The organism is Xylocopilactobacillus apis (genome assembly GCF_033095965.1).
Lineage (GTDB): Bacteria > Bacillota > Bacilli > Lactobacillales > Lactobacillaceae > Xylocopilactobacillus > Xylocopilactobacillus apis.
Genome location: NZ_AP026801.1, coordinates 986268 through 1009338 on the forward strand (window position 1 = coordinate 986268; position 23071 = coordinate 1009338).

General features: G+C 32.0%; 18 protein-coding genes. 1 reads left to right on the forward strand and 17 read right to left on the reverse strand.

Features of this window, described 5'->3' with window-relative positions; genetic code table 11:
- From R8749_RS04705 to metK, 9 genes are all read right to left on the reverse strand, one after another.
- Nucleotides 1-987: a type II secretion system F family protein gene (locus tag R8749_RS04705; protein ID WP_317698302.1), complete on the reverse strand. Its 987-nt coding sequence runs from the start codon at nucleotides 985-987 to the stop codon at nucleotides 1-3.
- Entirely contained in the window at nucleotides 980-2023 is a 1044-nt protein-coding gene (gene comGA / locus R8749_RS04710; protein ID WP_317698303.1) for a competence type IV pilus ATPase ComGA, read from the reverse strand. The genes R8749_RS04705 and comGA overlap by 8 nt, the downstream gene beginning before the upstream one ends.
- An 82-nt stretch (nucleotides 2024-2105) precedes the next feature.
- Nucleotides 2106-3194 (reverse strand): PTS sugar transporter subunit IIC, encoded by a 1089-nt coding sequence (locus tag R8749_RS04715; RefSeq protein WP_317698304.1) that lies wholly within the window; start codon nucleotides 3192-3194, stop codon nucleotides 2106-2108.
- Between the two features lie 9 nt (nucleotides 3195-3203).
- Nucleotides 3204-4139 (reverse strand): 2-dehydropantoate 2-reductase, encoded by a 936-nt coding sequence (locus R8749_RS04720; RefSeq protein ID WP_317698306.1) that lies wholly within the window; start codon nucleotides 4137-4139, stop codon nucleotides 3204-3206.
- 123 nt (nucleotides 4140-4262) lie between these two features.
- Nucleotides 4263-4982 carry a YebC/PmpR family DNA-binding transcriptional regulator gene (locus R8749_RS04725; protein WP_317698308.1) on the reverse strand — a complete coding sequence of 240 codons (720 nt, stop codon included), beginning with the start codon at nucleotides 4980-4982 and terminating at the stop codon, nucleotides 4263-4265.
- Nucleotides 4983-5071: 89 nt separating this feature from the next.
- The gene (locus R8749_RS04730) at nucleotides 5072-6685 is read right to left on the reverse strand and encodes a putative polysaccharide biosynthesis protein (protein ID WP_317698309.1); all 1614 of its coding nucleotides are present in this window, start codon (nucleotides 6683-6685) and stop codon (nucleotides 5072-5074) included.
- Between the two features lie 8 nt (nucleotides 6686-6693).
- Nucleotides 6694-9123 (reverse strand): leucine--tRNA ligase, encoded by a 2430-nt coding sequence (gene leuS, locus R8749_RS04735; protein ID WP_317698310.1) that lies wholly within the window; start codon nucleotides 9121-9123, stop codon nucleotides 6694-6696.
- Nucleotides 9124-9200: 77 nt separating this feature from the next.
- Nucleotides 9201-11423 carry a LysM peptidoglycan-binding domain-containing protein gene (locus tag R8749_RS04740; RefSeq protein ID WP_317698311.1) on the reverse strand — a complete coding sequence of 741 codons (2223 nt, stop codon included), beginning with the start codon at nucleotides 11421-11423 and terminating at the stop codon, nucleotides 9201-9203.
- A 104-nt stretch (nucleotides 11424-11527) separates the two neighbouring features.
- Complete coding sequence (gene metK, locus R8749_RS04745; RefSeq protein WP_317698313.1) at nucleotides 11528-12727, reverse strand: methionine adenosyltransferase; 1200 nt, start codon at nucleotides 12725-12727, stop codon at nucleotides 11528-11530.
- 47 nt (nucleotides 12728-12774) lie between these two features.
- On the opposite strand from metK, the gene R8749_RS04750 reads away from it, so the two are divergent.
- Complete coding sequence (locus R8749_RS04750) at nucleotides 12775-13437, forward strand: hypothetical protein (RefSeq protein WP_317698314.1); 663 nt, start codon at nucleotides 12775-12777, stop codon at nucleotides 13435-13437.
- Here the strand turns inward: R8749_RS04750 and thrS are convergent.
- The 8 genes from thrS to R8749_RS04790 form a co-directional block, all read right to left on the reverse strand.
- Nucleotides 13430-15370: a threonine--tRNA ligase gene (thrS, locus tag R8749_RS04755; RefSeq protein ID WP_317698514.1), complete on the reverse strand. Its 1941-nt coding sequence runs from the start codon at nucleotides 15368-15370 to the stop codon at nucleotides 13430-13432. The genes R8749_RS04750 and thrS overlap by 8 nt on opposite strands.
- A gap of 78 nt (nucleotides 15371-15448) precedes the next feature.
- The gene (dnaI, locus tag R8749_RS04760) at nucleotides 15449-16342 is read right to left on the reverse strand and encodes a primosomal protein DnaI (protein WP_317698315.1); all 894 of its coding nucleotides are present in this window, start codon (nucleotides 16340-16342) and stop codon (nucleotides 15449-15451) included.
- Nucleotides 16339-17631, reverse strand: coding sequence for a DnaD domain protein (locus R8749_RS04765; protein ID WP_317698316.1), 1293 nt, complete (start codon nucleotides 17629-17631; stop codon nucleotides 16339-16341). Before R8749_RS04765 ends, dnaI begins: the two co-directional genes overlap by 4 nt.
- Nucleotides 17632-17653: 22 nt before the next feature.
- A complete protein-coding gene (gene nrdR / locus R8749_RS04770; RefSeq protein ID WP_317698318.1) occupies nucleotides 17654-18145 on the reverse strand; it encodes a transcriptional regulator NrdR in 492 nt (163 codons plus the stop codon).
- Between the two features lie 3 nt (nucleotides 18146-18148).
- Complete coding sequence (coaE, locus tag R8749_RS04775) at nucleotides 18149-18748, reverse strand: dephospho-CoA kinase (RefSeq protein WP_317698515.1); 600 nt, start codon at nucleotides 18746-18748, stop codon at nucleotides 18149-18151.
- Nucleotides 18730-19557 carry a DNA-formamidopyrimidine glycosylase gene (gene mutM, locus R8749_RS04780; RefSeq protein WP_317698320.1) on the reverse strand — a complete coding sequence of 276 codons (828 nt, stop codon included), beginning with the start codon at nucleotides 19555-19557 and terminating at the stop codon, nucleotides 18730-18732. Before mutM ends, coaE begins: the two co-directional genes overlap by 19 nt.
- Nucleotides 19558-19569: 12 nt before the next feature.
- Nucleotides 19570-22191 carry a DNA polymerase I gene (polA, locus tag R8749_RS04785; protein WP_317698322.1) on the reverse strand — a complete coding sequence of 874 codons (2622 nt, stop codon included), beginning with the start codon at nucleotides 22189-22191 and terminating at the stop codon, nucleotides 19570-19572.
- 86 nt (nucleotides 22192-22277) lie between these two features.
- Nucleotides 22278-23066 (reverse strand): Bax inhibitor-1/YccA family protein, encoded by a 789-nt coding sequence (locus R8749_RS04790; protein ID WP_317698323.1) that lies wholly within the window; start codon nucleotides 23064-23066, stop codon nucleotides 22278-22280.
- Nucleotides 23067-23071: the final 5 nt, after the last annotated feature.

Below are 23071 nucleotides of genomic sequence, written 5' to 3' on the forward strand. Positions count from 1 at the left end.
TTAAATTCCTTTCATCATTTGAAATACTGGTAATAATATATTTAAATAAACTATAACTACACAAATGCCGACAAATAGAAACATGGCTGGTTGAATTTTATTAATAATTTTTTCGATATTTTCTAATAAACGTTGATAAATAATATTTGTTAAAACTTCAAACTCAATTTTTAAATTATCTGTTTCTAAACCTCTTCCTAAAATTTGTTCAAGTTCAGAAGGAAAATATAAATATTTACGAATAATTTTAATTAAGTCTGTTCCGTTGATGATATCTTTCTCAATTTGACAACTAATTTGGTAAAGATAAGATTTTTTCGGCCTAGTTTTACAAATTGCAATCATTTGATTAATTGAAAATCCGTTTTTTACAAATAATGTTAGGTCAAACATGATTAAATAATGGTAATAATTTAAAATTGCTTTACCAATTAATGGAACTTTCTTTAAAATTAGAACTTGTTTAAAAACGGGCTGAAAATTTACAAATAAGTAAAAAATCAGACTGAATAAAACTAAAAATAAAATTAACAAAAAGCTTCCATTGATTATTTTGTCGATACTACTCCCGGATGAGCCAGTTATCGCTTGAAAACCTGCAGCCTTCAATCCAAATTGGAGTGCCCCTAACATAATTAAAAGAAAAACTGGATATATTAGAAGTTGAATTATTTTTTTGGATTGTGTATTTCGGTATTGAAGCATTTTTCCAAAACTAATAAATGATTCAGGGAGGTTACCGTGAGCGTATGACATTTCTAACTGATCAATGATGTTTTGTTTGATGCCAAGTTCAGCAAACGCGCTTGTTAGAATTTCGCCGTTATGTAAACGACTTATTAATTTTTTTATTTTATTTTTATATTTAGGAAAGACAGCCTCTAAAAAATTTAATGATTGAATTATTGAAAAGCCATTTTTCATCATTTCTCCAATGTGAATCATGATGATTGCCTGATCTTTTTTGGATAATTTATTCTTAGCCATAAAAATACCTTTCGAAGGTTTCTTTTGAGATCTGTCCAAGTTTTAGCGAAGTTATTAACTGATTTTGCCAAGACTTTAAAACTTGTTTTTCGGTAAAATGATAATCGCTTTTAAACCCGTCAAAAATCTGAGTCATTGTTTGAAGATTTTGATTTGTATCTGGAATAATTCTCTGATAACAGATTGAGTTAAGACAATTTTTGATCGTACTTGAACTAATACCTAAATCTGTTAATCGTTCAAGAACTCCATAAATACTTCTGGCATGGACAGTGGAAAATACTAAATGTCCACTTAAAGATGCGGTAATTGCAGCATGAGCTGATTTCTCATCTCTAATTTCTCCGATAATTAAAACGTCAGGTCGATGCCTTAAACTTGCCTTAATAATTTCAGAATAGCTCATATTTGCAGATAAATTTACCTGGGTTTGTAAAAATAGTGGCTCATAGACTTCAACCGGATCCTCAATTGACATCACCATCGACTTTAATGCTAATTTTCGTGCTAGATAATAAATTAAGGTTGTCTTGCCAGATCCGGTAGGCCCACTAAATAACATCAAACCACGTCTTTTGGTAAATTGTTCCAAATTAATTAAGTCTTGCGGCCTAAATAAGTTAAGTTTACTAATAACTGGATAAATTATTCTTAAAACTAAAGATTCTCGGTTATTAAAGTCTCCAATGGTGGAAATTCTAAAATAAATTTTTTCATTTGATTTGGTTAGAAATTCCATTGAACCCATTTGCGGTCTTCTTGTTTCACCTAAATTTAAACCTGAAGTAAACTTAAAATAGTTAATAAAAGTTAATGCAGCCTGGTTATCAAGGTAATATAAATTTTCAAATCCTTTTTTACCTTGTCCAGCAATTTGATATTTTTCAGCCCGCGGCAAAAAGTAGATATCAGTATAGCGATCATTAATCCATTTTTGGAGTTGTTGTGATATTTTTGTAAAAGCTGTCAGTGTGCTCCTCCTTTCTTTTATTTCCTCCCAAAGATAAATTACGCAAAAAAAAAGAACTTCGTCCAAAATTGAACAAAATTCTTTTTTAAATCAGTTTTACTATGACGTCACTTATGATATATATTAATTTTACTTTATCATTATATAACTATTCGCCGAGATATGCAAATACAATTTTTTCATCATAAATATGAAATACATTTTGGTAGAGAAAACGTGAAAGTACAGCTACGGCAATTGGAATTATAAACCATGCAATTAAAGCCATAACGATATTAATACTTGCTTTTCCTGCACTGATTGATGCCAGCGGTCCAACTATACCAACAAGACCAAATCCAGCTGAAGCAGGGGTTCCTGAAATTCCAAAAAGAGCAACTGGAACAGCTGAAACAATTGTTGTTGTCAAAATCGGTAAAAGAATGATTGGATGTCTAAAAAGATTAGGAATCATCATTTTCATTGCACCTAGTGCGATCGCAAGAGTTAAACCGGATTTATTAACTTTCCATGAATGAACTACAAGAACGATGGTTGCAGCTGCAACACCCATGGCCGCAGCTCCAGCAGAAATTCCATTAAGTTGAATCGCCATACCAATTGCGACAGTAGAAATTGGAGTAATTAGAATTACGGCAAACATGCAGGCAATTAAAATACTCATTAAAATTGGTTGTAAGTCTGTAAATGAATTAATTAAGTTGCCAATCCATACGGTAATTTTGGCAACATAAGGAAGAATTATAACGCCAATCCACCCGCTGCCTCCTCCGACAATAATTGGCGAAGCAACAATTTTCACAGATCCAAATTTCTCACCAACTAGTAGTGTTAAACCAACAGCAATTGATGCAGTAATCATTGTATTAATCAAATCCCCTGTACCATTTGATAAATAAAGACCTGCAGCTTTTGTAACAGGATGAACTGCACCTGGATTAAATTGCGTAACTCCTGATCCGACATAAGAAGCTCCTGCTACTATTGCGATATCAATTTTGCTGAAATTAAAAGCTAAAGCAATTAATGCACCAATTAATAATGGAGTCGTAAATTGAAATGTAACTAATACTCTGGTTAATTGGACTGTTATTGGATTGTTTCCGAATAATTTTAAAATACCAGATAATACGGCGTTAGGAAGTAAACCTACGATTATCCCGGTTGCAGTTCCTGCTAGTACATTATTTGCAAATACAGATGGTGTCATTTTTTGAGTTGTTGCTTCACTTGTCATATTTTTCCCCTAACTTACATTTAGTATTTCCTCTTTTGCATGAATCAGTTGTGTTAATATGTCACAATATGGCGTTGAAATTCCATATTTCTCCCCTTTATTTGTGACAGCACCATTTATAAAATTAATCTCCGTTAATCGATGGTTTTTGATTAAATCTTGGTACATTGAAGGATAATGTTCACCAACTCCAGAAAAAGTTTCACTGACATGATTAAAAACTTCGTTTTGGTCTAATCTAATTCCTTCTTTTTCGGAAACTGCTGCAAATTCAGCGATAATTTTTTTTAACAAAGTATCAGCCTCTTTAGTTTTACCAAGTTGTCCAATATTACATTCAAGAATCGTACAAAGACTGTTTAAAGTACCATTAACACAAGCTTTTCGCCAAATAGAATATTTAACATTGTTGCTATATTTTGCATTTAAACCAGCTTTATTAAAAACATCAACTACTTTTTCAGCAAAAACTTTTCCCTCAGGTTCAAAATTTTGTAACTCGACATTCCCGTCACCGGATAATCTTACTTTGCCAGGACCATCCATGATTGCTGTCCACATGGTGATTCCCTGCAAAATATTTTTAGTTGGAACGAATTCTTTTAAAATTTCCTCGTGACCGATTCCGTTCAATAAACATAAGACATATGTTGTTCTTCCGATAATTGGTTTGACAGCTTCAAACGTTTCCTGTAATTGATTAGATTTGGTGAATACGATGATTAAATCCGCATTGTTACCAGTTTTATCAATTTCTTGAGGCGTTGAAATTGGAAGCCTTACGTTAATATCTTGATTATTCATATTAGCCGAAATTCCATTATTTCGAATTGCATCAATATTTTCCTGCCAACCATCAACAAGATTCACTTCATTGCCAGCATTGTGTAACATGATTGCAAAACGGCTGCCCATTCCACCTGCTCCAAGAACAGTAATTTTCATATTTTATCCCCCATTTAAAATTTACTTTTTTGAAAAAAGTAAAACAATTATACCAATTAAGTTATAAATATACAATAATATTCAAAAAAAAAGACCCTTTTAAAGGTCTAATTAAATAAATTCTTATTCAGCAGCTGTGTAAACACTAGATACATCATCACTATCATCTAATGCATCTAACATATGTTCAAACTTTTCTTCTTTGTCCTCTGGAACTTTAGTTGTTACATTTGGGATCATGCTCACTTCTGCGTTTGAAATTACATAACCAGATTTCTCAAGTCCCTCTTTAACATCATTTAAAGATTTTGGAGAAGTATAAATTGTATAAAAGTCATCTTCATTGATGATATCATCAGCTCCCGCGTCCAGTGCATCAAGAGTTAATTGATCTTCATCAATATCCTGATCTTCTTTTGGAATGATGATTTCTCCCTTGCGTTCAAACATATAAGAAACAGATCCTGCTTCACCCATAGTTCCACCGTTGCGACTAAAGGCCATTCTAACCTGAGTAGCAGTTCGATTTTTGTTATCAGTCAAAGTGTAAACCAATACGGCAATTCCGCCCGGTCCATAACCTTCATAAACAACTTCTTCATAGTTAGCGCCACCAACACCTGAAGCTTTATCGATTGCTCTTTTGATATTATCTTTTGGCATATTTGCTTGTTTTGCTTTTTCCATAACTAATCGAAGATTAGCGTTTGAAGAAGGATCGGGGCCCCCTGATTTAGCTGCAACATAAAGCTCTTTAGATATTTTTTGAAAAATTTTGCCCCTTTTTGCATCTTGAGCGTTTTTACGTCCCTGGATATTGTGCCATTTTGAATGTCCTGACATCTTCAAAACTCCTTTTAATGTAATCGTGTTTTATATATCACCGTTAAATAATATATCACTCTAAGCTAATTCCTTCAATTAAAACTAATTTATAAAAAAGGAATATAATTTTTCATTTGACTGTATAATTTTTTTCCAAGAACATATCTGGCTAAATTGGTTTTTAGAACCAAAAAACCGTAAACACAAATACCGATTATTATTCCTACCAAAAGGATTAAAACAGCTAGAAATCTATCTTGCGGATTGATAAATAAATAAATTAAATTAACTGTAAGACCAGTTATAATGCACATTATAATTGCACTAATTAATAGTCCGATTGATCTTCTTGTAAAATATTTGGTTTTTAGAGAAAAAGTATGGACTAATTCTCGGTACATTAGAATACACGTAATAAAGATTGCAATTCCTGTTGCTATAATAGCACCCTTTTCGTGGAAAAAATAAATAAATGGAAACTGAAAAATCATTTTTAAAATAATTCCAACAAATAAATACTTAATTGCCTTTAGATTAAAATACAGCGCTTGAAATATAGCACAAAGAACCATAAACATTGCTTCAACTATACATGCAACAGCTGAAATTTGTAGAATTAAGATGCCTAATTTATCATAACGATAAAAAATCGTATAAAGAGGCGTTGCAACTGCAAGTACGCCTAAAGAAGCCGGAAAAATAATAAAATTAAAAATTTCTAGTATTTTTTTAATTTGAATTCTAATCCTTTTACCCTCTTTTTTTGTAATCATTGATGATAAAAGTGGCGTTAGACTCACTGCCATAGCAACCGCTAGTGATAAAACAATTGTTGTTAATTTATTTGCGTTAGCTGCAAATAAGGCATAAAAGAAGTCCAGTTTGCTCTTAGAATATTTACCGACTAATGACATTGCTTTGTTGAAGGTGTATTGATCAATTAAAAAAAATAGCGTAATCGAAGAATCGGTAAAAATATAAGGGATCGATTGTTTAATAATTTCGATAAAGAGATCTGTTGTAGCTAGTTTTGATTTGTTAACATTTACATTAAGATGGTACTTTCTTTTATGAGAAAAAATATTAGCAAGAAGATATAAAAGCGAAAAAATTGCTCCAATAAAAGCAGCAAATGTTGAAAAAACAACAGCTGTAACATAGGATCCATTAAAAACTTTAATAATTAGATACGTTGAACCAAGAATAAAAATAATCCTGAAAATTTGTTCAATTAACAAAGAAACCGCTGAAGGCCTCATATCGTTGAAACCTTGAGTAAATCCTCTTAAAAGGCTCATAACCGGAATAATTAAAACGGCTACTGACAAAGATCTAAAAATCGGAATTAACCGATTGTCTCCAGCTGAAAGCACGGGTGACATTATAAACATAATAAAGCTAAAAAATGCGCCCAGACCAATCATAAAAAGGGCCCCGTGCTGAAAGATCTTTTTACTGGTGGAATATTCGTTTAAAGCATTGTATTTTGCAACTTGTTTAGAAATTGCACCAGGAATCCCGGCTTGAGAAATTACCAAGAAAAGAGCGTACCATTGATACCCTTTTGAGAAAAGTGAATTTGCAACTGCATCATGAGGATGTAACCAATTTAACCAAGGAATAACATAAAGAGCCCCTAACAAATTTGAGGTTACATTGCCAAATGTCATCCAGGCTGAGCCACTAATAAATTTTGAATTTGAAGTTTTTTCAGTCTCCAAGGAATGCCCTACTTAATAACAATATTGACAATTTTATTTGGGATAACGATGATTTTTATAATTTGATGCCCATCAATAAATTTTTTAACATTTTCAATTTCTAAGGCTTTATTTTGCAGAACTTCTTTATCTTCATCTAAATCAGATTCAATCGTACCTCGTAGCTTACCATTAACTTGAATAGCAACAGTTATTTTTTTCTCGATAATTTTATCTTTATCGTATGTTGGCCAAGTTGTATAAGTTAGTGAGTGATGATTCCCTAATTTTTCGTTTAATTCTTCGGTAATATGTGGTGCAATTGGGTTAAGCAGCTTCAAAAAATTAACTGCCATTTCTCGATTTAGATGATCTGATTTTTGAACCTCATTAATAAAAACCATCAAAGAAGAAATAGCAATATTAAAGCGCATCTTCTCATAATCTTCAGTAACCGCTTTAACAGTTTTGTTATAAATAAATTCCAAATCAGGACTTGGTTGATCACTTATTTTAGAACTTAATTCACCACTATCTTCATCAATATAAATTCGCCAAATACGATCAAGCCATTTTCTAGAACCAACCAACCCCTCATCAGACCAACTGATTGATTGTTCTAATGGGCCCATAAACATTTCATAAACTCGAAGTGAATCCGCACCATACTCATTGACTATATCGTCAGGATTAACCACATTCCCTTTAGATTTACTCATTTTTTCATGATTGGTACCTAAAATCATGCCCTGATTAACCAACTTTTGGAACGGTTCTTTAGTTGGTACAACGCCTAAGTCATATAAGAATTTATGCCAGAAACGAGCATATAAAAGATGAAGTACTGCATGTTCTGCTCCTCCAACATAAAGATCGACATTTCTCCAGTAGTTTACTTTTTCTGGGGAAACTAAATATTTTTGATCATTTGGATCCATATAACGTAAATAATACCAGGATGATCCTGCCCATTGAGGCATCGTGTTAGTTTCCCGCCGTCCCTTAACACCATCATCTCTCGTTACATTAATCCAATCTGTTGCGTTGGCAAGCGGAGATTCCCCCGTACCAGAAGGTTTTAAATCATCAAGATGGGGTAATTGTAAAGGAAGTTCATCTTCAGGAACTAAAGTGGTAGTTCCATCTTCCCAATGAATAACTGGGATTGGCTCGCCCCAATATCTTTGACGTGAGAAAATCCAATCACGTAAACGATAATTTACCTTTGAATCTCCTACTTTATTTTCTTTGAGCCAGTCAATCATTTTTTTTATGGCAGTCGGTTTATCTAATCCATCTAAAAATTCAGAATTAATATGAATTCCATCCTCTGTATAAGGTTTGGAATCATCAATTTCTCCTACTTTATTTTGAATTACATATTTAATCGGCAAATTAAATTTTTCAGCAAATTCAAAATCACGATCGTCATGAGCTGGTACGGCCATAATGGCTCCAGTTCCATAACTTGAAAGTACATAATCAGCAATCCAGATCGGCAGTTTTTCTTGATTGACAGGATTTATCGCATAAGCCCCTGTAAAGACACCGGTCTTTTCTTTATTTAAGTCAGTTCTTTCAAGATCAGATTTAGAAGCAATTTTTTCTTTATAAGATTCCACGTCTGATTTTTGATCAGAAGTAGTAATTTTATCAACTAGAGGATGTTCTGGTGAGAGCACCATATATGTTGCTCCAAAAAGAGTATCTGGACGAGTTGTAAAGACTTGAATTTCGTCATTAGTTTTATCAGTTACAAAATTTACAGCCGCACCTTCTGAACGGCCAATCCAGTTTCTTTGTTGTTCCTTAATAGCTTCAGGCCAATCTAAATCATCAAGGTCATTTAGCAAACGATCAGCATAAGCAGTTATTCTCAATACCCATTGCTTCATGGGAACACGGTATACAGGGTATCCTCCCCGCTCAGTTTTGCCGTCAATAACTTCTTCATTGGCAACAACAATCCCGCCTCCAGGAAAATCAGGCGCCCAATTGACCATAATTTCATCTTCGTAAGCGAGCCCTTTTTCATAAAGCTTTTCAAAGATCCATTGCGTCCATTTATAATAACCAGGATCGATTGTACTTACTTCACGATCCCAATCATAGGAAAGGCCTAAAGATTTTATTTGCTTTTTAAAAGTTTCAATATTTGTATTTGTAAAATCAGCAGGATTATTACCTGTTTTAAGGGCATATTGTTCGGCCGGTAACCCAAATGCATCCCATCCCATTGGATGAAGAACATTGTTTCCCTGCATTCTTTTAAACCTACTCATAATATCGGTTGCAGTATATCCTTCTGGATGACCAACGTGCAGTCCTTGACCGGATGGATAAGGGAACATATCTAATACGTAGTACTTTGGATTTTTAGAGAAATCCTCAGTTTTAAATGTTTTATGTTCATCCCAATATTTTTGCCATTTTTTCTCAATTGCTGTGTGATTATACATTTTAATTCCCCTATTTATTTATAATAAAAAATCCTATGAAATAATTCATAGGAAATTCCTTTTTTACAAAAACTTAACTATGGAATTTTAATAATTTGACCTGGAAGAATTACTCCGCCTGGTAAATTATTTAATTTTTCCAAAATGTTAACCGTAGTTTTGTTTGCAGTTGCAATTTTATACAAGGAATCACCTTGTTTAACAGTATATGTTTTTTGTCCCGCAGGAGCAACCGTCTTCTCATCATTATTTGATTTATTAATAGGATCTGGATTTACAGAATCTTTATTTTGTACATCCGATTTAGTTTCAGAACTTTGAGGTTGTTTGTCAGAATTTCTATTTTCTGATGAACCTTTAATAATTAATTTTTGACCAGGAACAATAACTGAATTTTCTTTTAAATTGTTAAGATTTAAAAGGACTTCAACAGTAACTCCTGATTTCTGGGCAATTCCATATAATGAATCACCTTTTTGAACAGTATAAGCTGTATCTTTACTTATATCAGTTTTTTCTTCTTTGTTATTTTTAATATTTTCTACGTTGCCTTTAATGATTAATTTTTGACCGGCAACGATAACTGAATTTTCCTTTAAATTATTAAGCTTAAGTAATTCATCTAAACTGATTCCATTACTTTTAGCAATTTTATAAAGATTGTCACCTTGTTTAACTACATAAACTGACGTGTTTTCATGATTACCTTGATTTTTATTAGGAGTTACTGGTGCTGGGGCATTCTGCTTAATAATAATTTTTTGGCCCGGTGTAATTACTGAATTTAATTTTAAATTGTTTAAACTTAGCAATTCATTTAAATTAGTTTTAGTTTTATTAGCAATACTGTATAACGTATCACCCTTTTGAACTGTATAGAATGTAGAGCTTTTAGAAACAGATGGTGCTTTATTTATTCCTTTTTGGATATTAAGCTTTTGCCCAACCATAATTACAGAATTAGCTTTTAAATTGTTAAGTTTGAGTAACTCATCTAAACTGATTCCAACTTTTCTGGCAATCTGATAAAGATTATCACCCTTTTGAACTGTGTAGGTATTTCCTTTAACATCATGATTTGCACTAGAATTTGAAGCGACAGGTTTATTAGGAGTTATAATATTAGCAGTTATTTTTAAAAGCTGACCTGGTTTAATTGGAGAATCTGCTTTTAAATTATTTATTTTTAAAAGCTGTTCTAGACTAATACCATTTTTTAAAGCAATTCGATATAAACTATCGCCCTTTTGAACAACATAATCACTATTTTTGCTTAAATTAGAATTAGTTGATGAGTTTGTTGAAAGAGGAAGGCTTGGCTTGTTAGTACTGTCACTAACTGGACTAGAAACAATTTGCACATTAGGAATGTTAACTTTATCGACTTCTTTAATTGTTATAACTTGATTAGGGAAAATTTTACTGTCTAATTTTAAGTTATTAAGTTTTAAAAGGCTATCCAATTTAACATTAAATTTCCTTGAAATTCCCCATAAGGAATCACCTTTTTGAATTTTGTACGTTTGCTTTTGAGTTGAAACTTTCATTCCTTTCAAAGCAGGATCAACAGAAAACTCTTTGCTGTCAAAAACAGAAAGATTGTATTTTTGAATCATCGAAATTAAGGTGTCACCGTAATTTATAGCTGTCGCGTAACGACCAGTTAAGTAACGTGCAGCTTCTTGATAATTATTTGTGGTAGATCTCCAAGCACCTACGTATAAAGGATTTAACATGGTCTGAACGTAACCCTTCATTGAATCCTCGTAACTAGGATATTTTGCAAAACCAGCAACAATTGAATAAGAAGCCCCATCAGGAGTCTGCTCATATGTTGGCATTGAAACAGAATCTCCCATGTAACTTCCTTTGACACCAAATAAATTATAATTTGGAGCACTTGCAAGACCACTTTGGCCCCAACCAGATTCAATAATAGCTTGAGCAATCATAATTGAAGCATACAAATTATTCTCCGATGCTATCTTTTGAGCACTAGGAGCAATTTTACTTAAAAAATCATACTGACTCTGACTTAAGTAAGTAACTTGGTTTAAGCCTTGTGAAAAATTATAGTTAGAATTTGGTGCAGGGTTGCTTACTGTTCCATTATTATTTTGTTGTATTTGAACTTTGGAAGATACGGCTTTTGTAGTAACTGAGTTAGCAAAAATACCGGCTAAGCCTAAGCTAGTTCCCGTAAATAAAGAAATTTTTCCAAATTTTCTAGCTTTACACTTCCGTTGATATCTTTTGTTTCTTTCAATTTGTGCGTTGATACGCTCTTTTCTAGTTTCCAAAATTACCCTCCAAGAACTTCATAGTCTATATTCTATAAAATCTAGCAAAAAATTGAATGCTATTTTCAAAAAAAAATATTCGTAAAACGAATATTTTCAGTTGTTTATTGGTTTTGTTGGTCTTTTGAAAGTAATTTTTTAATTTCATCAACTTGATCTAATTTTTCCCAGCTAAGATCAAGGTCATCTCTTCCAAAATGACCAAATGCCGCTAATTTAGCGTAAATAGGTCGTCTAAGATTAAGCTTTTGAATGATAGCACCAGGTCTAAAATCAAATAATTCATTAATAATATCAATTATTTGACTATTAGAGTATTTACTTTTTCCAAAAGTATTAACATTTAAAGATACGGGTTTTTCAACTCCGATTGCGTAAGAAACTTGAATCTGAATTTCAGGAGAAACGCCAGCTGCAACAAGGTTTTTAGCTGCGTATCTTGCCATGTACGCGGCACTGCGATCAACTTTTGTAGGATCTTTACCTGAAAAAGCTCCTCCTCCGCTTATTGCGTATGCACCGTAACTATCGACAACAATTTTTCGACCAGTTTGACCAGTATCTGCCTGTGGCCCTCCAAGTACAAACCTTCCAGTTGGATTAATATAAAATTTAGTATTTTCATCCATTAAGTTTGCTGGAATGACTGGTTTGATGATTTGTTCTAAAACGTCACTTCTTAGTTGTTCCAATTCAACGTCAGCTAAATGCTGAGTGCTTAGGACAACCGCATCTATTCTTTGAGGTATGTCGTCTTCATTGTATTCAACAGTAACTTGAGATTTAGCATCAGGTCCTAAATAAGGGATGATTCCTTCTTCACGAACTTTTTTAGCTCTTTTCATTAAATTATGAGCTAGAACTACACCCATTGGCATATAGTTTTCAGTTTCGTTATTTGCGTATCCAAACATTACACCTTGGTCACCAGCTCCAATTTTTAAGACATCGTCTTGATTGCTGGAATCAAAAGGATCATCAACACCTTGTGCAATGTCATCAGACTGCTCATCGATAGCTGTTAAGATGGCGCACGTATCACCATCAAATCCGAACTTTTTATCTTTGTAACCGATCTCTTTAATTTTTGAACGAACAATCGACTGAATATCGACAAAACCAGTTGTGCTAATTTCGCCAACAACAAGGACTAATCCAGTAGAAACAGTCACCTCGCAAGCTACTCTTGCATCAGGATCCTGTGAAAGAATTGCATCAAGAATCGAGTCGGCAATTTGATCTGCTATTTTGTCTGGATGACCAACAGAAACAGACTCCGAAGAAAATAAATAATTATTAGACATTTATATTTCACCTTAAATATATGTTATTCTAAAAAATAATGAAAACCATGAATAAAATAAAATCAGTAAACAGATTAATTTTAATAGTTTGCTCTGAAATATTAACCATTTTTGGTTCAGCTTTTTTCTTGAGCAGGAACTTTTCAATCAAGTTAAATCTTAACTTTTTTTTGGTTTTACTTTGGTTAATTATACTTTTTTCTTCTAATCAAATAAAGGGACAAAAGCAAAATAATAAAATTTTAAGGGTGGCTGGCTGGATATTAACGATCATTATAGTAATTTTAATGATGTCTAAAAAAGCTTTTTATTTTTCACTCTTAACAATAATTACATCAATTTTAGTAACGGTAAAAACAACATCTAATGAACAATTAAACCGTTTATCCAGCCAAATTGGCTTATGGATATTTGGCTTATTAGAAATTATATACTCGTTAATTGGTTTTCTAAGCCTTTTAATCGTTTTTAAGGTGATTGTAGTATTCATATCCGGCATATTTTTTAAAAATTTTTTAGAAAAAAGAAAATTTGTAAATTATGTAATTTTAATTGTAATTGGGATAATCGTAATATTTGTTTTTGACAAACATTACTTATATTTAATTCTTCAAATTTTGATTCCATTAGTTCCTAGATTTGATCAAAAAAAAGAACCCTATCAATTAATAAGGCTCTCTTATCGGCTTCTATCTTTCTTAACTATTTAGTTTCGCGACTAAAATTAGCAACGTCTTCACTGATTAATTTAATGAAGGATTCTTCAGACATTGTTAGCTGTTCTTCTTTACCATATTGACGAACAGTAACTTCTCCAGCATTCTTTTCATTATCCCCGACAATTAAAGTATAAGGGATTTTTTGAGTCTGACTTTCACGAATTTTATAGTTCATTTTTTCATTACGTAAATCCGTCTGGACTCTTAAACCACTCTTTTTCAAATCATCTTCGATTTTTTTAGCGTAATCACTATGGTGTTCATTATTTACAGGAATCACATCAACTTGAATTGGAGCAAGCCAGGTAGGAAATGCACCCATATAGATTTCAATTAAATAAGATACGAATCGTTCCATTGTTCCAACAATTCCACGATGAATCATTACTGGTCGATGATCTTCACCATCAGCTCCCACATAAGTTAATTTAAATCTTTCAGGCTGCATGAAATCAAGTTGAATAGTAGACATTGTCTCTTCATTTCCCATTGCAGTTTTAGTTTGAACATCTAATTTTGGACCGTAAAAAGCTGCTTCTCCCTCTGCTTCGTAATAATCAAGTCCTAAATCATCCATCGCACCTTTAAGCATTGATTGTGAACGATTCCACATCTCATCGTCATCAAAGTACTTTTCAGTGTTAGCTTTATCACGATAACTTAAACGGAATTTATAATCCTTAATATCAAAATCTCGATATACTTCCATCATTAATTTCAAAACTTTTTTAAATTCGTCTTGAATCTGATCTAGTGCAACAAAAGTATGACCGTCATTAAGAGTCATTTCTCGAACGCGCTGTAATCCAGAAAGTGCGCCTGATTTTTCATAACGGTGCATCATGCCTAGCTCTGCAATTCTAAAAGGCAAGTCTCGATAACTTCTTGGCTTATGTTTATAAACTTCAATATGAGAAGGACAATTCATCGGACGAAGTTCAAGTAATTCATCATCTCCCATATCCATTGGAGGAAACATATCTTCGCGATAATGAGCCCAATGCCCAGATGTTTTGTAAAGATCAAGATTAGCTAATACTGGAGTGTATACATGTTCGTATCCTGCAGCGACTTCTTTGTCAATAATGTATCTTTCAACAATTCTTCTAATCGTTGCTCCTTTTGGTAACCAGTATGGAAGACCAGCACCAATTTTAGGGTCAACAAAGAAAAGATCAAGTTGTTGGCCAAGAACTCTGTGATCGTGAGAACGTGCAATTTCTCTCTTTTCTTCATCTTCGTCAAGTTCTTTTTGGCTAAAGAATGCAGTGCCTGCAACTCTTTGAAACATTTTATTACTTGACTTACCTAAGAAATAAGCTCCTGCTACAAATAAGAGCTTAAAATATTTAATTTGGTCGTAATTCGTATAAAGCGGAACAGTTGAAAAATCCTTAAATCCATTCCAACTATTAATATAAACATCTTTAACTTTAAGAGATTTTAGAAGTTCAACTTTGTAAGTATTATCTTTAAATTCATTAATAGCATCATCAATACTTGTATGAATACTTGTTAAAGTGCTTTTTTCCTTAATATCTTTATTAAGAATTTCAGTTATTGCTGGTAAGTCATCAGCAGATATTTGTCCTGAGGGAATATCACTATCGTAATAAAATCCGTCATCTGAAAAGCCACAGTCACCTAAAACTGCTTCAGAATTAAAACTTTTTATTGCATGACCTAGAAAAAAAGATGCGGTTGCTCTTAAACTATTAAGACTGGCCTCTTCTTCTTTGGTATGCAAAACTAAATTTGCATCATTTTCAAGCTTAAAATTAAGGGGTTGATCAATTCCATTAACAGTAGCAAAAACTGTTTTTTTAGCTAAACTAGGACTGATTTCTTTTGCTGCTTCTAAAACAGAAATGTTATTTGTGTATTCCTTAGTGTCACCACTGGGTAAAGTTATTTTTACCATAATGCTCCTTCATAAAAAAACGGCAATAGCCGTAAGATTAGATAACTTATATAATATAACAGCATTTTATGAACATTGAAATTATTCTCGCCGATTTTTTCCATAAATTTCTGTTTCTGTACTAAGAAATTTAATTCTTTCAATAATTCTGCGGGCTTTAACAAGGTCATACTCATCACGAGTTTCGCGAAGATGATCTTCCAATTCAGATAAATTGAAATTCGAAGAAAAAAGTGTTGGTAAGCGTGCGTCCATTCGATATTGAAGAATTGTTCCAAAAATATCATCTCTAACCCATGAACTTAAGTTTTCTGCGCCAATGTCGTCAAGAATTAAAATTGGGAAAGTGCGGATTTTATTAATTAAGTCCGCTAAAGAATTATTGCCGATTGAGTTTTTTAATTCGACAACAAGCGTTGGAACATGGACAAATAACGTTTCAATATTATTATTTGCAAGATCATTGGCGATCGCTCCCAATAAATATGTTTTTCCCACTCCAAATTTACCAAAAAAATATGGACTTTTAATAAATTTTGTTGGTTGCGCTATTAATTGATTAGTAAATTGAATTGCCTCTAAATATGCATTTTCTCGTCCAGCCTGTTCAAACGATTCAAAATTTGCTTGTTTAATATTCTCTGGAAGATATAGTAAGTGAAAAAGTTGATTTCTTTGTTCTGATTTTTGTTTTTTAATTAATTCTTCACTTGGATAATATTCAACTTGAATTTGATTATTTTGAAGCAGAAGTTTCGGCAAATAATTGGAATCAGATTCTTGCTTGGCATCATAAAACTCAAAAATCTTAATAATTCCTCGTTTAAATACAACAGAGTTTTGATCAATCTTATTTTTATCTAAAAAAGATAAAACATCCGGGTCTTGTAAGATATTTTTTAATAATTCCTGATACCGAGGGGCCATGTTGTGTGTTTGCATATACTCTTTTAAAACACTTGAAATATTTTTCAATTATTTTTCCCCTCTAACATCTTACGTCTACGTTCTTCTTTTTTTATCATGTCATTGACATCAGGTTGATTTTTTCTCTCAATATTTGATTGATTATCTTCGTTAAACCATTTAGGAACAGGTTTCTTTCGTTTATCAAAATAAACTGATTTTTTGGGCTTTTTATTTTTAAAGTTGTTGATGTATTTTAAAGCTTCTGCTGGGCTTTGAATCTGATGCTTTAACCAATCATTAGCAATTGTATCTGAAACCCTTTGAGAAATAGTTGGATAATTTTTGGCTTCATAATACATCATAATGTTAATCAATTCATTAGGTAAAACTTGCCTTCGAACCAGTTTTTGAAGAATCGACGCTTCAGAATTTGTGATGTATCCGCCGAACTGCTCTTTCATAAGTTTTAAAAAATTTAACGGTGATAAAGAAGTAGCTTTTTCAATAATCTTTTTGTCAGCTTCGTTAAGATCTTGTAAATCATCATCGGATACTTTTTTAGGATCAAATTTTTTATTACTTGTTCTCTGATTAAAGTAAGCTATCAATTTATCATTAGAAAAATGATCCTTTTGAATGCAATTTGAATTGATAATTGCATTGGATAACTCTAGCTCGTTCACGTTATAAAAAGAGGATAAATCTTGAAATTGTCTTAAATTCTGATTAATAATTGTATCTTCAATTCCATATTTTTCCATTAAAGTTAGAAATAACTTTTGATCAAACTTCTGATGATTAGGAATTCTTTCTTCTTGGTAATTTAGGTTAGACTTTTGGTTTACAAAATTAACGCTGTCTAAATTAAATACATCAAAAAAAGAAGCCGTAATTTCAGTAAATTTTTCTTTATTTGCTGGATGAAGAGTATATTTTTCTAATAAATCTGAATAGTCTTTTTCGCCTACAGTTTCACAAAGATAAGCAGATAAAAGATCATCACTAAAAAAACGATCAGGGCTTACAGGTGAAGATAACTCATATAAAAAAAGCGTTCCAATAATGTCTTTTTTAAAAAAAGTTCGAATTAAACCAATTCCTTCAAGTTTAACTAATGAATTTTTAATTTCTTCAATGCTTTCGCCAACAGAATTAATTAAACGAGTATGCTGATAACGATCGATTGACACTATTTTTTTAGAGGTCAAGCTCCATAAGTACAGATATAAAGTATAAGGTTTACTGCCAATAATGGGCAAATACAGATCAGTCAGCACTTGATTACTAAAATCAGAAAAATAATTAATATTGGTTACTAAAAAGCCATCTCTCGGATGCAACTGGTGTTCATCCATTCAAACTTTCCTCTTTAACTTTTTAATTTGAATTTTTATCAATTTTGGATTTTTTCTTTTTATTTTTTCGAGACATGCTTTGTAATTCTGATAAAAACACATCAATGCTTGAAAATTCACGGTAAACACTAGCGAACCTGATGTATGCAACTTCATCAACAACTGCAAGTTTTTTCATAACCATATCTCCAATTTGTCTCGTTGTTACTTCGTATTCACTGCTTAATCTAATATGCTCTTCAATTTCATCAACAATCTTATTTAGAACATCCTGACTAATATTTCTTTTTTCAGCAGCTCTAACTAGTCCTCTTGATATTTTATTTCGATCAAAGACTTGATTAGAACCATTTTTTTTGACAACTACTAAAGGAGTAGACTCTACTTTTTCAAAAGTAGTGAATTTAAATTTACATTTTTCACATTGTCTTCTTCTTCTAATTGCCGTATTTAGTTTTGTTGGTCTACTATCAACAACTCTTGTATCGGCATAACCGCAGTTAGGACATTTCAATTTTTACTCCTTATTAACTTTCAAAAGATCTATTTTATTTAAAAAATCTATAACCTGTTCTTTAACATTATTCTTAGTTGTATCTATAACATAGTCTGCCTTTTTGATTTTTTCACTAATCGGCATTTGGCTGGAAATTTTCTTTTTTGCAAAATCTAGATTAACATGATCTCTTTCCTGAATTCGATTAGCAGCAGTTTGATTATCTGCATAGATTACTATGACTTGATCTAAATATTCTTCATAATGCTGTTCATATAATAATTGAATTTCAATGAAAACTGGTTTTGATGCAACTTTTAATTGATTTATAATGGCAGATCTCAAATAAGGATCTAATAAATGATTAAGTAAAGATAATTTTAGAGAATTTTTAAAAACAATATTGCCTAAAGCTTTTCGATTAATTAATCCGTTTTCTGTTAGAACTTCGGCTCCAAAATTATTTTCGATAATTTCAATTACTTTATTTTCATTTAAAACATCGTGGGCAATTTTATCAGAATCTAAAACAAGAAATCCAAGTGAGCGGATTATGTTTCCAACGTAAGATTTGCCGGTTCCGATCCCCCCGGTAATTCCAATTATTTGAGAATTTGACATTTTGAACAAAAGTAAGTAGATCGGCCATCTAACTTAATTTTACTAATTGGATTACCGTCTCTTTCACAAGTTTTACCATCCTGGCTATGAACTTTTAAATGATCTTGAAAGTGCCCAATCTGTCCGTTAGCATTTTTAAAACTAAAGATCGTAGTTCCACCATACTTAATTGCACTTTTTAAAATTTTCTTTGAGCCTTCACAAATTAATTCAGCATCTTCCTTGGTTAAATGATTGGCAATTGAAGCAGGATGAATTTTAGCATAATAAAGAACTTCGTCTACATAAATATTTCCTAAACCAACTACTACTTCTTGGGAGAGTAAAACGACTTTTATTTTTCCTTTTTTCTTTTCTAGTAATTGATATAGTGCATCACCAGTAAATGATTTATCAAAAGGTTCAAGGCCTAATTTTTTAATTTCTTTAGTAACGTCAACTTTAGAAGTATCTACAAGGTGCATTCGGCCAAATTTGCGAGTATCGTGATACGCTAATCTTTGACCATTATCAAAATTAAAAACAACATGAGTGTGTTTTGGAATTTGATCGCTAGATTCCAAAACACTGTATTTTCCTTCCATTCTCAAATGGCTGATTAAAGTCTTCCCATGATTTAAATCAAATAGAATATATTTACCCCTTCTTCTAATTCCGGTAAATTTTAAACCTTTTAAAGTATTGGTAAATTCATCTAAATCGTTTTGGATCATCTTAGGATAATAAACATCAATATTTTTAATAGTATGATCGATAATTAAAGGAGTTAGATTATTAACAACTGTTTGCACTTCAGGTAATTCGGGCATTTTTTTCCTCTACTAATGTACATCAAACCAGGTTTGACCAAAATGACTTTCCACCTTAAGTGGAACTTTTAATTTAAATGCAGAATCCATTAATTTCGGTACGATTGAACTAATCGAATCCTCTTCTCCAGGTGCTACTTCAAAGGTTAATTCATCGTGAACTTGGAGAATCATTTTAGTCTCTAACTGGTGTTCATTAAGATAATTTTGAATACTAATCATTGCTATTTTAATTATATCCGCAGCGGAGCCTTGAATTGGTGTATTCATTGCAGTTCTTTCAGCAAAATGTCTTAAATTAAAATTCTTAGCATGAATATCCGGTAAATATCGACGCCTTAATGATAAAGTTTCAACGTATCCTTTTTCTCTTGCAAATTTTACTGAATTATCCATAAATGTTTTAACCATTGGATATTGTTCAAAGTAAGCTTGAATAAATGCTGCAGCATCTTTTCTGGTTACGCCAATATTCTTAGCTAACCCATAATCAGAAATTCCGTATACGATACCAAAATTAGTTGCTTTAGCAACTCTTCTCATATCAGGCGTTATTTCAGATCCAGGTTCTAAGTGATATATTTTTTCGGCAGTCGCTTGATGGATGTCTCGATCGTCTTCAAAGGCTTTAATCATATTTGGATCTCCAGAAATATGTGCCAAAACTCTTAATTCAATTTGAGAATAATCTGAAGAGAACAATTTCCAACCATTTTGTCTTGAAGTAAATGCTTTTCTGATTATTTTTCCAGAGCCGCGAGCAGGAATATTCTGCAAATTCGGATCAACTGAAGAAAGTCGACCGGTTGAGGTCATAGTTTGTAAAAATCTTGTATGAACTATCCCATCACCAAAATCAAATTTTTGTAATCCGTCAATGTAAGTAGATTTTAATTTTGCGAGTTGTCGGTAATCAAGAATCCAACCAACAGCTTGTGAATGGGGTCGTAATTCTTCCAGTACATCTACAGAAGTAGAATATCCGGTCTTAGTTTTTCTTGAAGGTGGCAATTTCATAACATTAAAGAGAATGTCAGCCAATTGTTTCGGTGAATTTAAATTAAATTCTTGACCAACTTCAGTATAAATTTTTGATTGAAGATCAGTTATATTAAAATCAAATTCTTTTCCCATGCTCTTAAGTTCAGATTTATTTAATTTAATCCCTTCCAGTTCCATCTTTGCTAAAACCATCGAAAGGGGTAATTCGATCTCATTTAAAAGCCGTTCTTGTTCATGCATCCTTAGATGAGCATCGACAACATCTTTACTTAAAAAATACCCTTCAGCTTTTTTAACTAAATGTTCGTATAATGATTTATCATTTTCCGGCATTGCAATTTTAACGCCTTTACCATAAACAACGTCATCAGATAAAATAAAATCATCAAAATAATCATTAATTGTAGCCGTAAGGCCTTCATTGCTATGACCTGAGTCATCGACATAAGAAGAAATCATGAGATCATAACCGATTTTAGGTAAAGAAAGATGATAGCGATTAGCTAAAATAAATGTTTTTTTAGCATCAAAGGTCCAGATCTTAGAGAAATGTGAAATGAGATCATCATTTAAATTTTTTAAATCTTTGCTTACAAAAATTTTATCTCTTTCAGAGATAATAAATGCTTTGATGTCAGCTTGATGATAATTACTATCGAAAGTTTCAAAATATATTAATGGTTCTTTTAAATCTTTAACTTCGTCAATATTTTCACTATTTAAAACTTTATATGGAGGAACTTTCTTTTCTATTTTCTTTAAATTATTAGAGCTTGAAATAAAAGATTTCATATCTAGTTTTTTAAAAAATTTGTTTAAATTTTCCTCATCAATTGGTTGAATTTTTGTGTCATCAATCGTTATTTTAACTGGCGAATCAGTGTTAATAGTTGCAAGTTGTTTAGCCCTGAATGCCTGTTCACGATCACGAAGTAAATTTGTTTTCATTTTACTTTTTTTTAGTTCATCAATATGATCGTAAATTTCTTCAACACTAGGAAATTGTTTTAATAATTTTAAGGCAGTTTTTTCACCGATTCCTTGAACACCAGGATAATTATCTGAAGTGTCCCCCGTCAAAGCTTTCATATCAATTATTTGCTGAGGACTTATTCCTAGTTTTTCTTTCAAGTGTTCAGGAGTATATGTTTCATAATTACTAAACCCTTTTTGGGTAATAAAAACCGTTGAATTTTCGCGGACTAATTGAGTTAAGTCACGATCTCCTGTAACAATAGCAACATCAATACCATTAGTATTAGCTTTTTTTGCTAATGTTCCAATGATATCGTCAGCCTCATAGTCAGAAAGCTGATATGTTTTTATACCTAATAATTTAAGCATTTCAAAAACATATGGGAATTGTATTGATAATTCGTCAGGCATTTTTGACCTAGAACCTTTATAATCAGCGTACATTCTAGTTCTAAATGTTTTATCAGAAACATCAAAAGCAACCAAAACGTTTGTTGGTTTAACTTCCTTCATAATTGAATCTAAAATTCTTTTTAATCCATATATTGCGTTAGTAGGGATTCCTTCGTGATTGGTAAAGTTTTTAACATTTAACGCAAAGAAGGAACGATAAGTAAGTGAATTGCCATCAAGTAGCAGTAATTTTTCTTTAGTCATAGCTTTATTGTATCGAAAAATTCTGTTAAAGGTTAAAAAAAGCGAAAATTTCTTTAAGAAATTTTCGCCTTTAAACAAAAAACGTGCTAATTACGGCTATTCCCGCCACCAAATATTTCAATTAAAACCATGAAAATATTTAATACATCAAGATAAAGATCCAAAGCTGACCATGTTGCATAATTTGACATCGTGGTGCTTGATGCACCACTATCCTGTAATTGATAATAAGTAGTTTTTATATTTTGTTGGTCACTTGCGATTAGCCATGTAAAGATTCCTAAGATTGCATAATCAATAATCCATTCCATCATTGTCGAACGTAAAAATATATTAATTATTGAAATGGCAATGACACCTATTAAAATTATCATCGCCGTTCTTCGGCCTCTTTGTAGGTCATTTTTTGTATTCCTTCCTACAATAGACATCAATAAAAATATAATTGCAGTTACTCCAAGGGCATTAACAATACTTCCTACATTACTTGCCATTAAAGTGACAGATAAAGTAATACCATAGCACGCCGACATAATAAAAAATATTGCTAAATTTACTGTTTTAGAGGCATCTTTACGAGCGTTATGTCCCATCACAAAAACTAAAACTAAGGGAGCAAATGTAACAAGTAAAATTGCAAAAGTGCCTCCCTTATACAAAAAATCAACGAATGTTTCTCTTAAAGGATAAGCAAGGAGCCAAGAAATAAATGTGGTGATCGCAACTCCAGCAAACATGATCATATAAACTAAACCAAAATATTTAGATAATTCAGAATCATGTTCACTGTTTACTCGTATTTTTGGACCACCCGTCTGTTGATCTCGATTTCCAACTATCCGGTCTTCATTGTTATTATAAGGATCATTTTGCATAAACA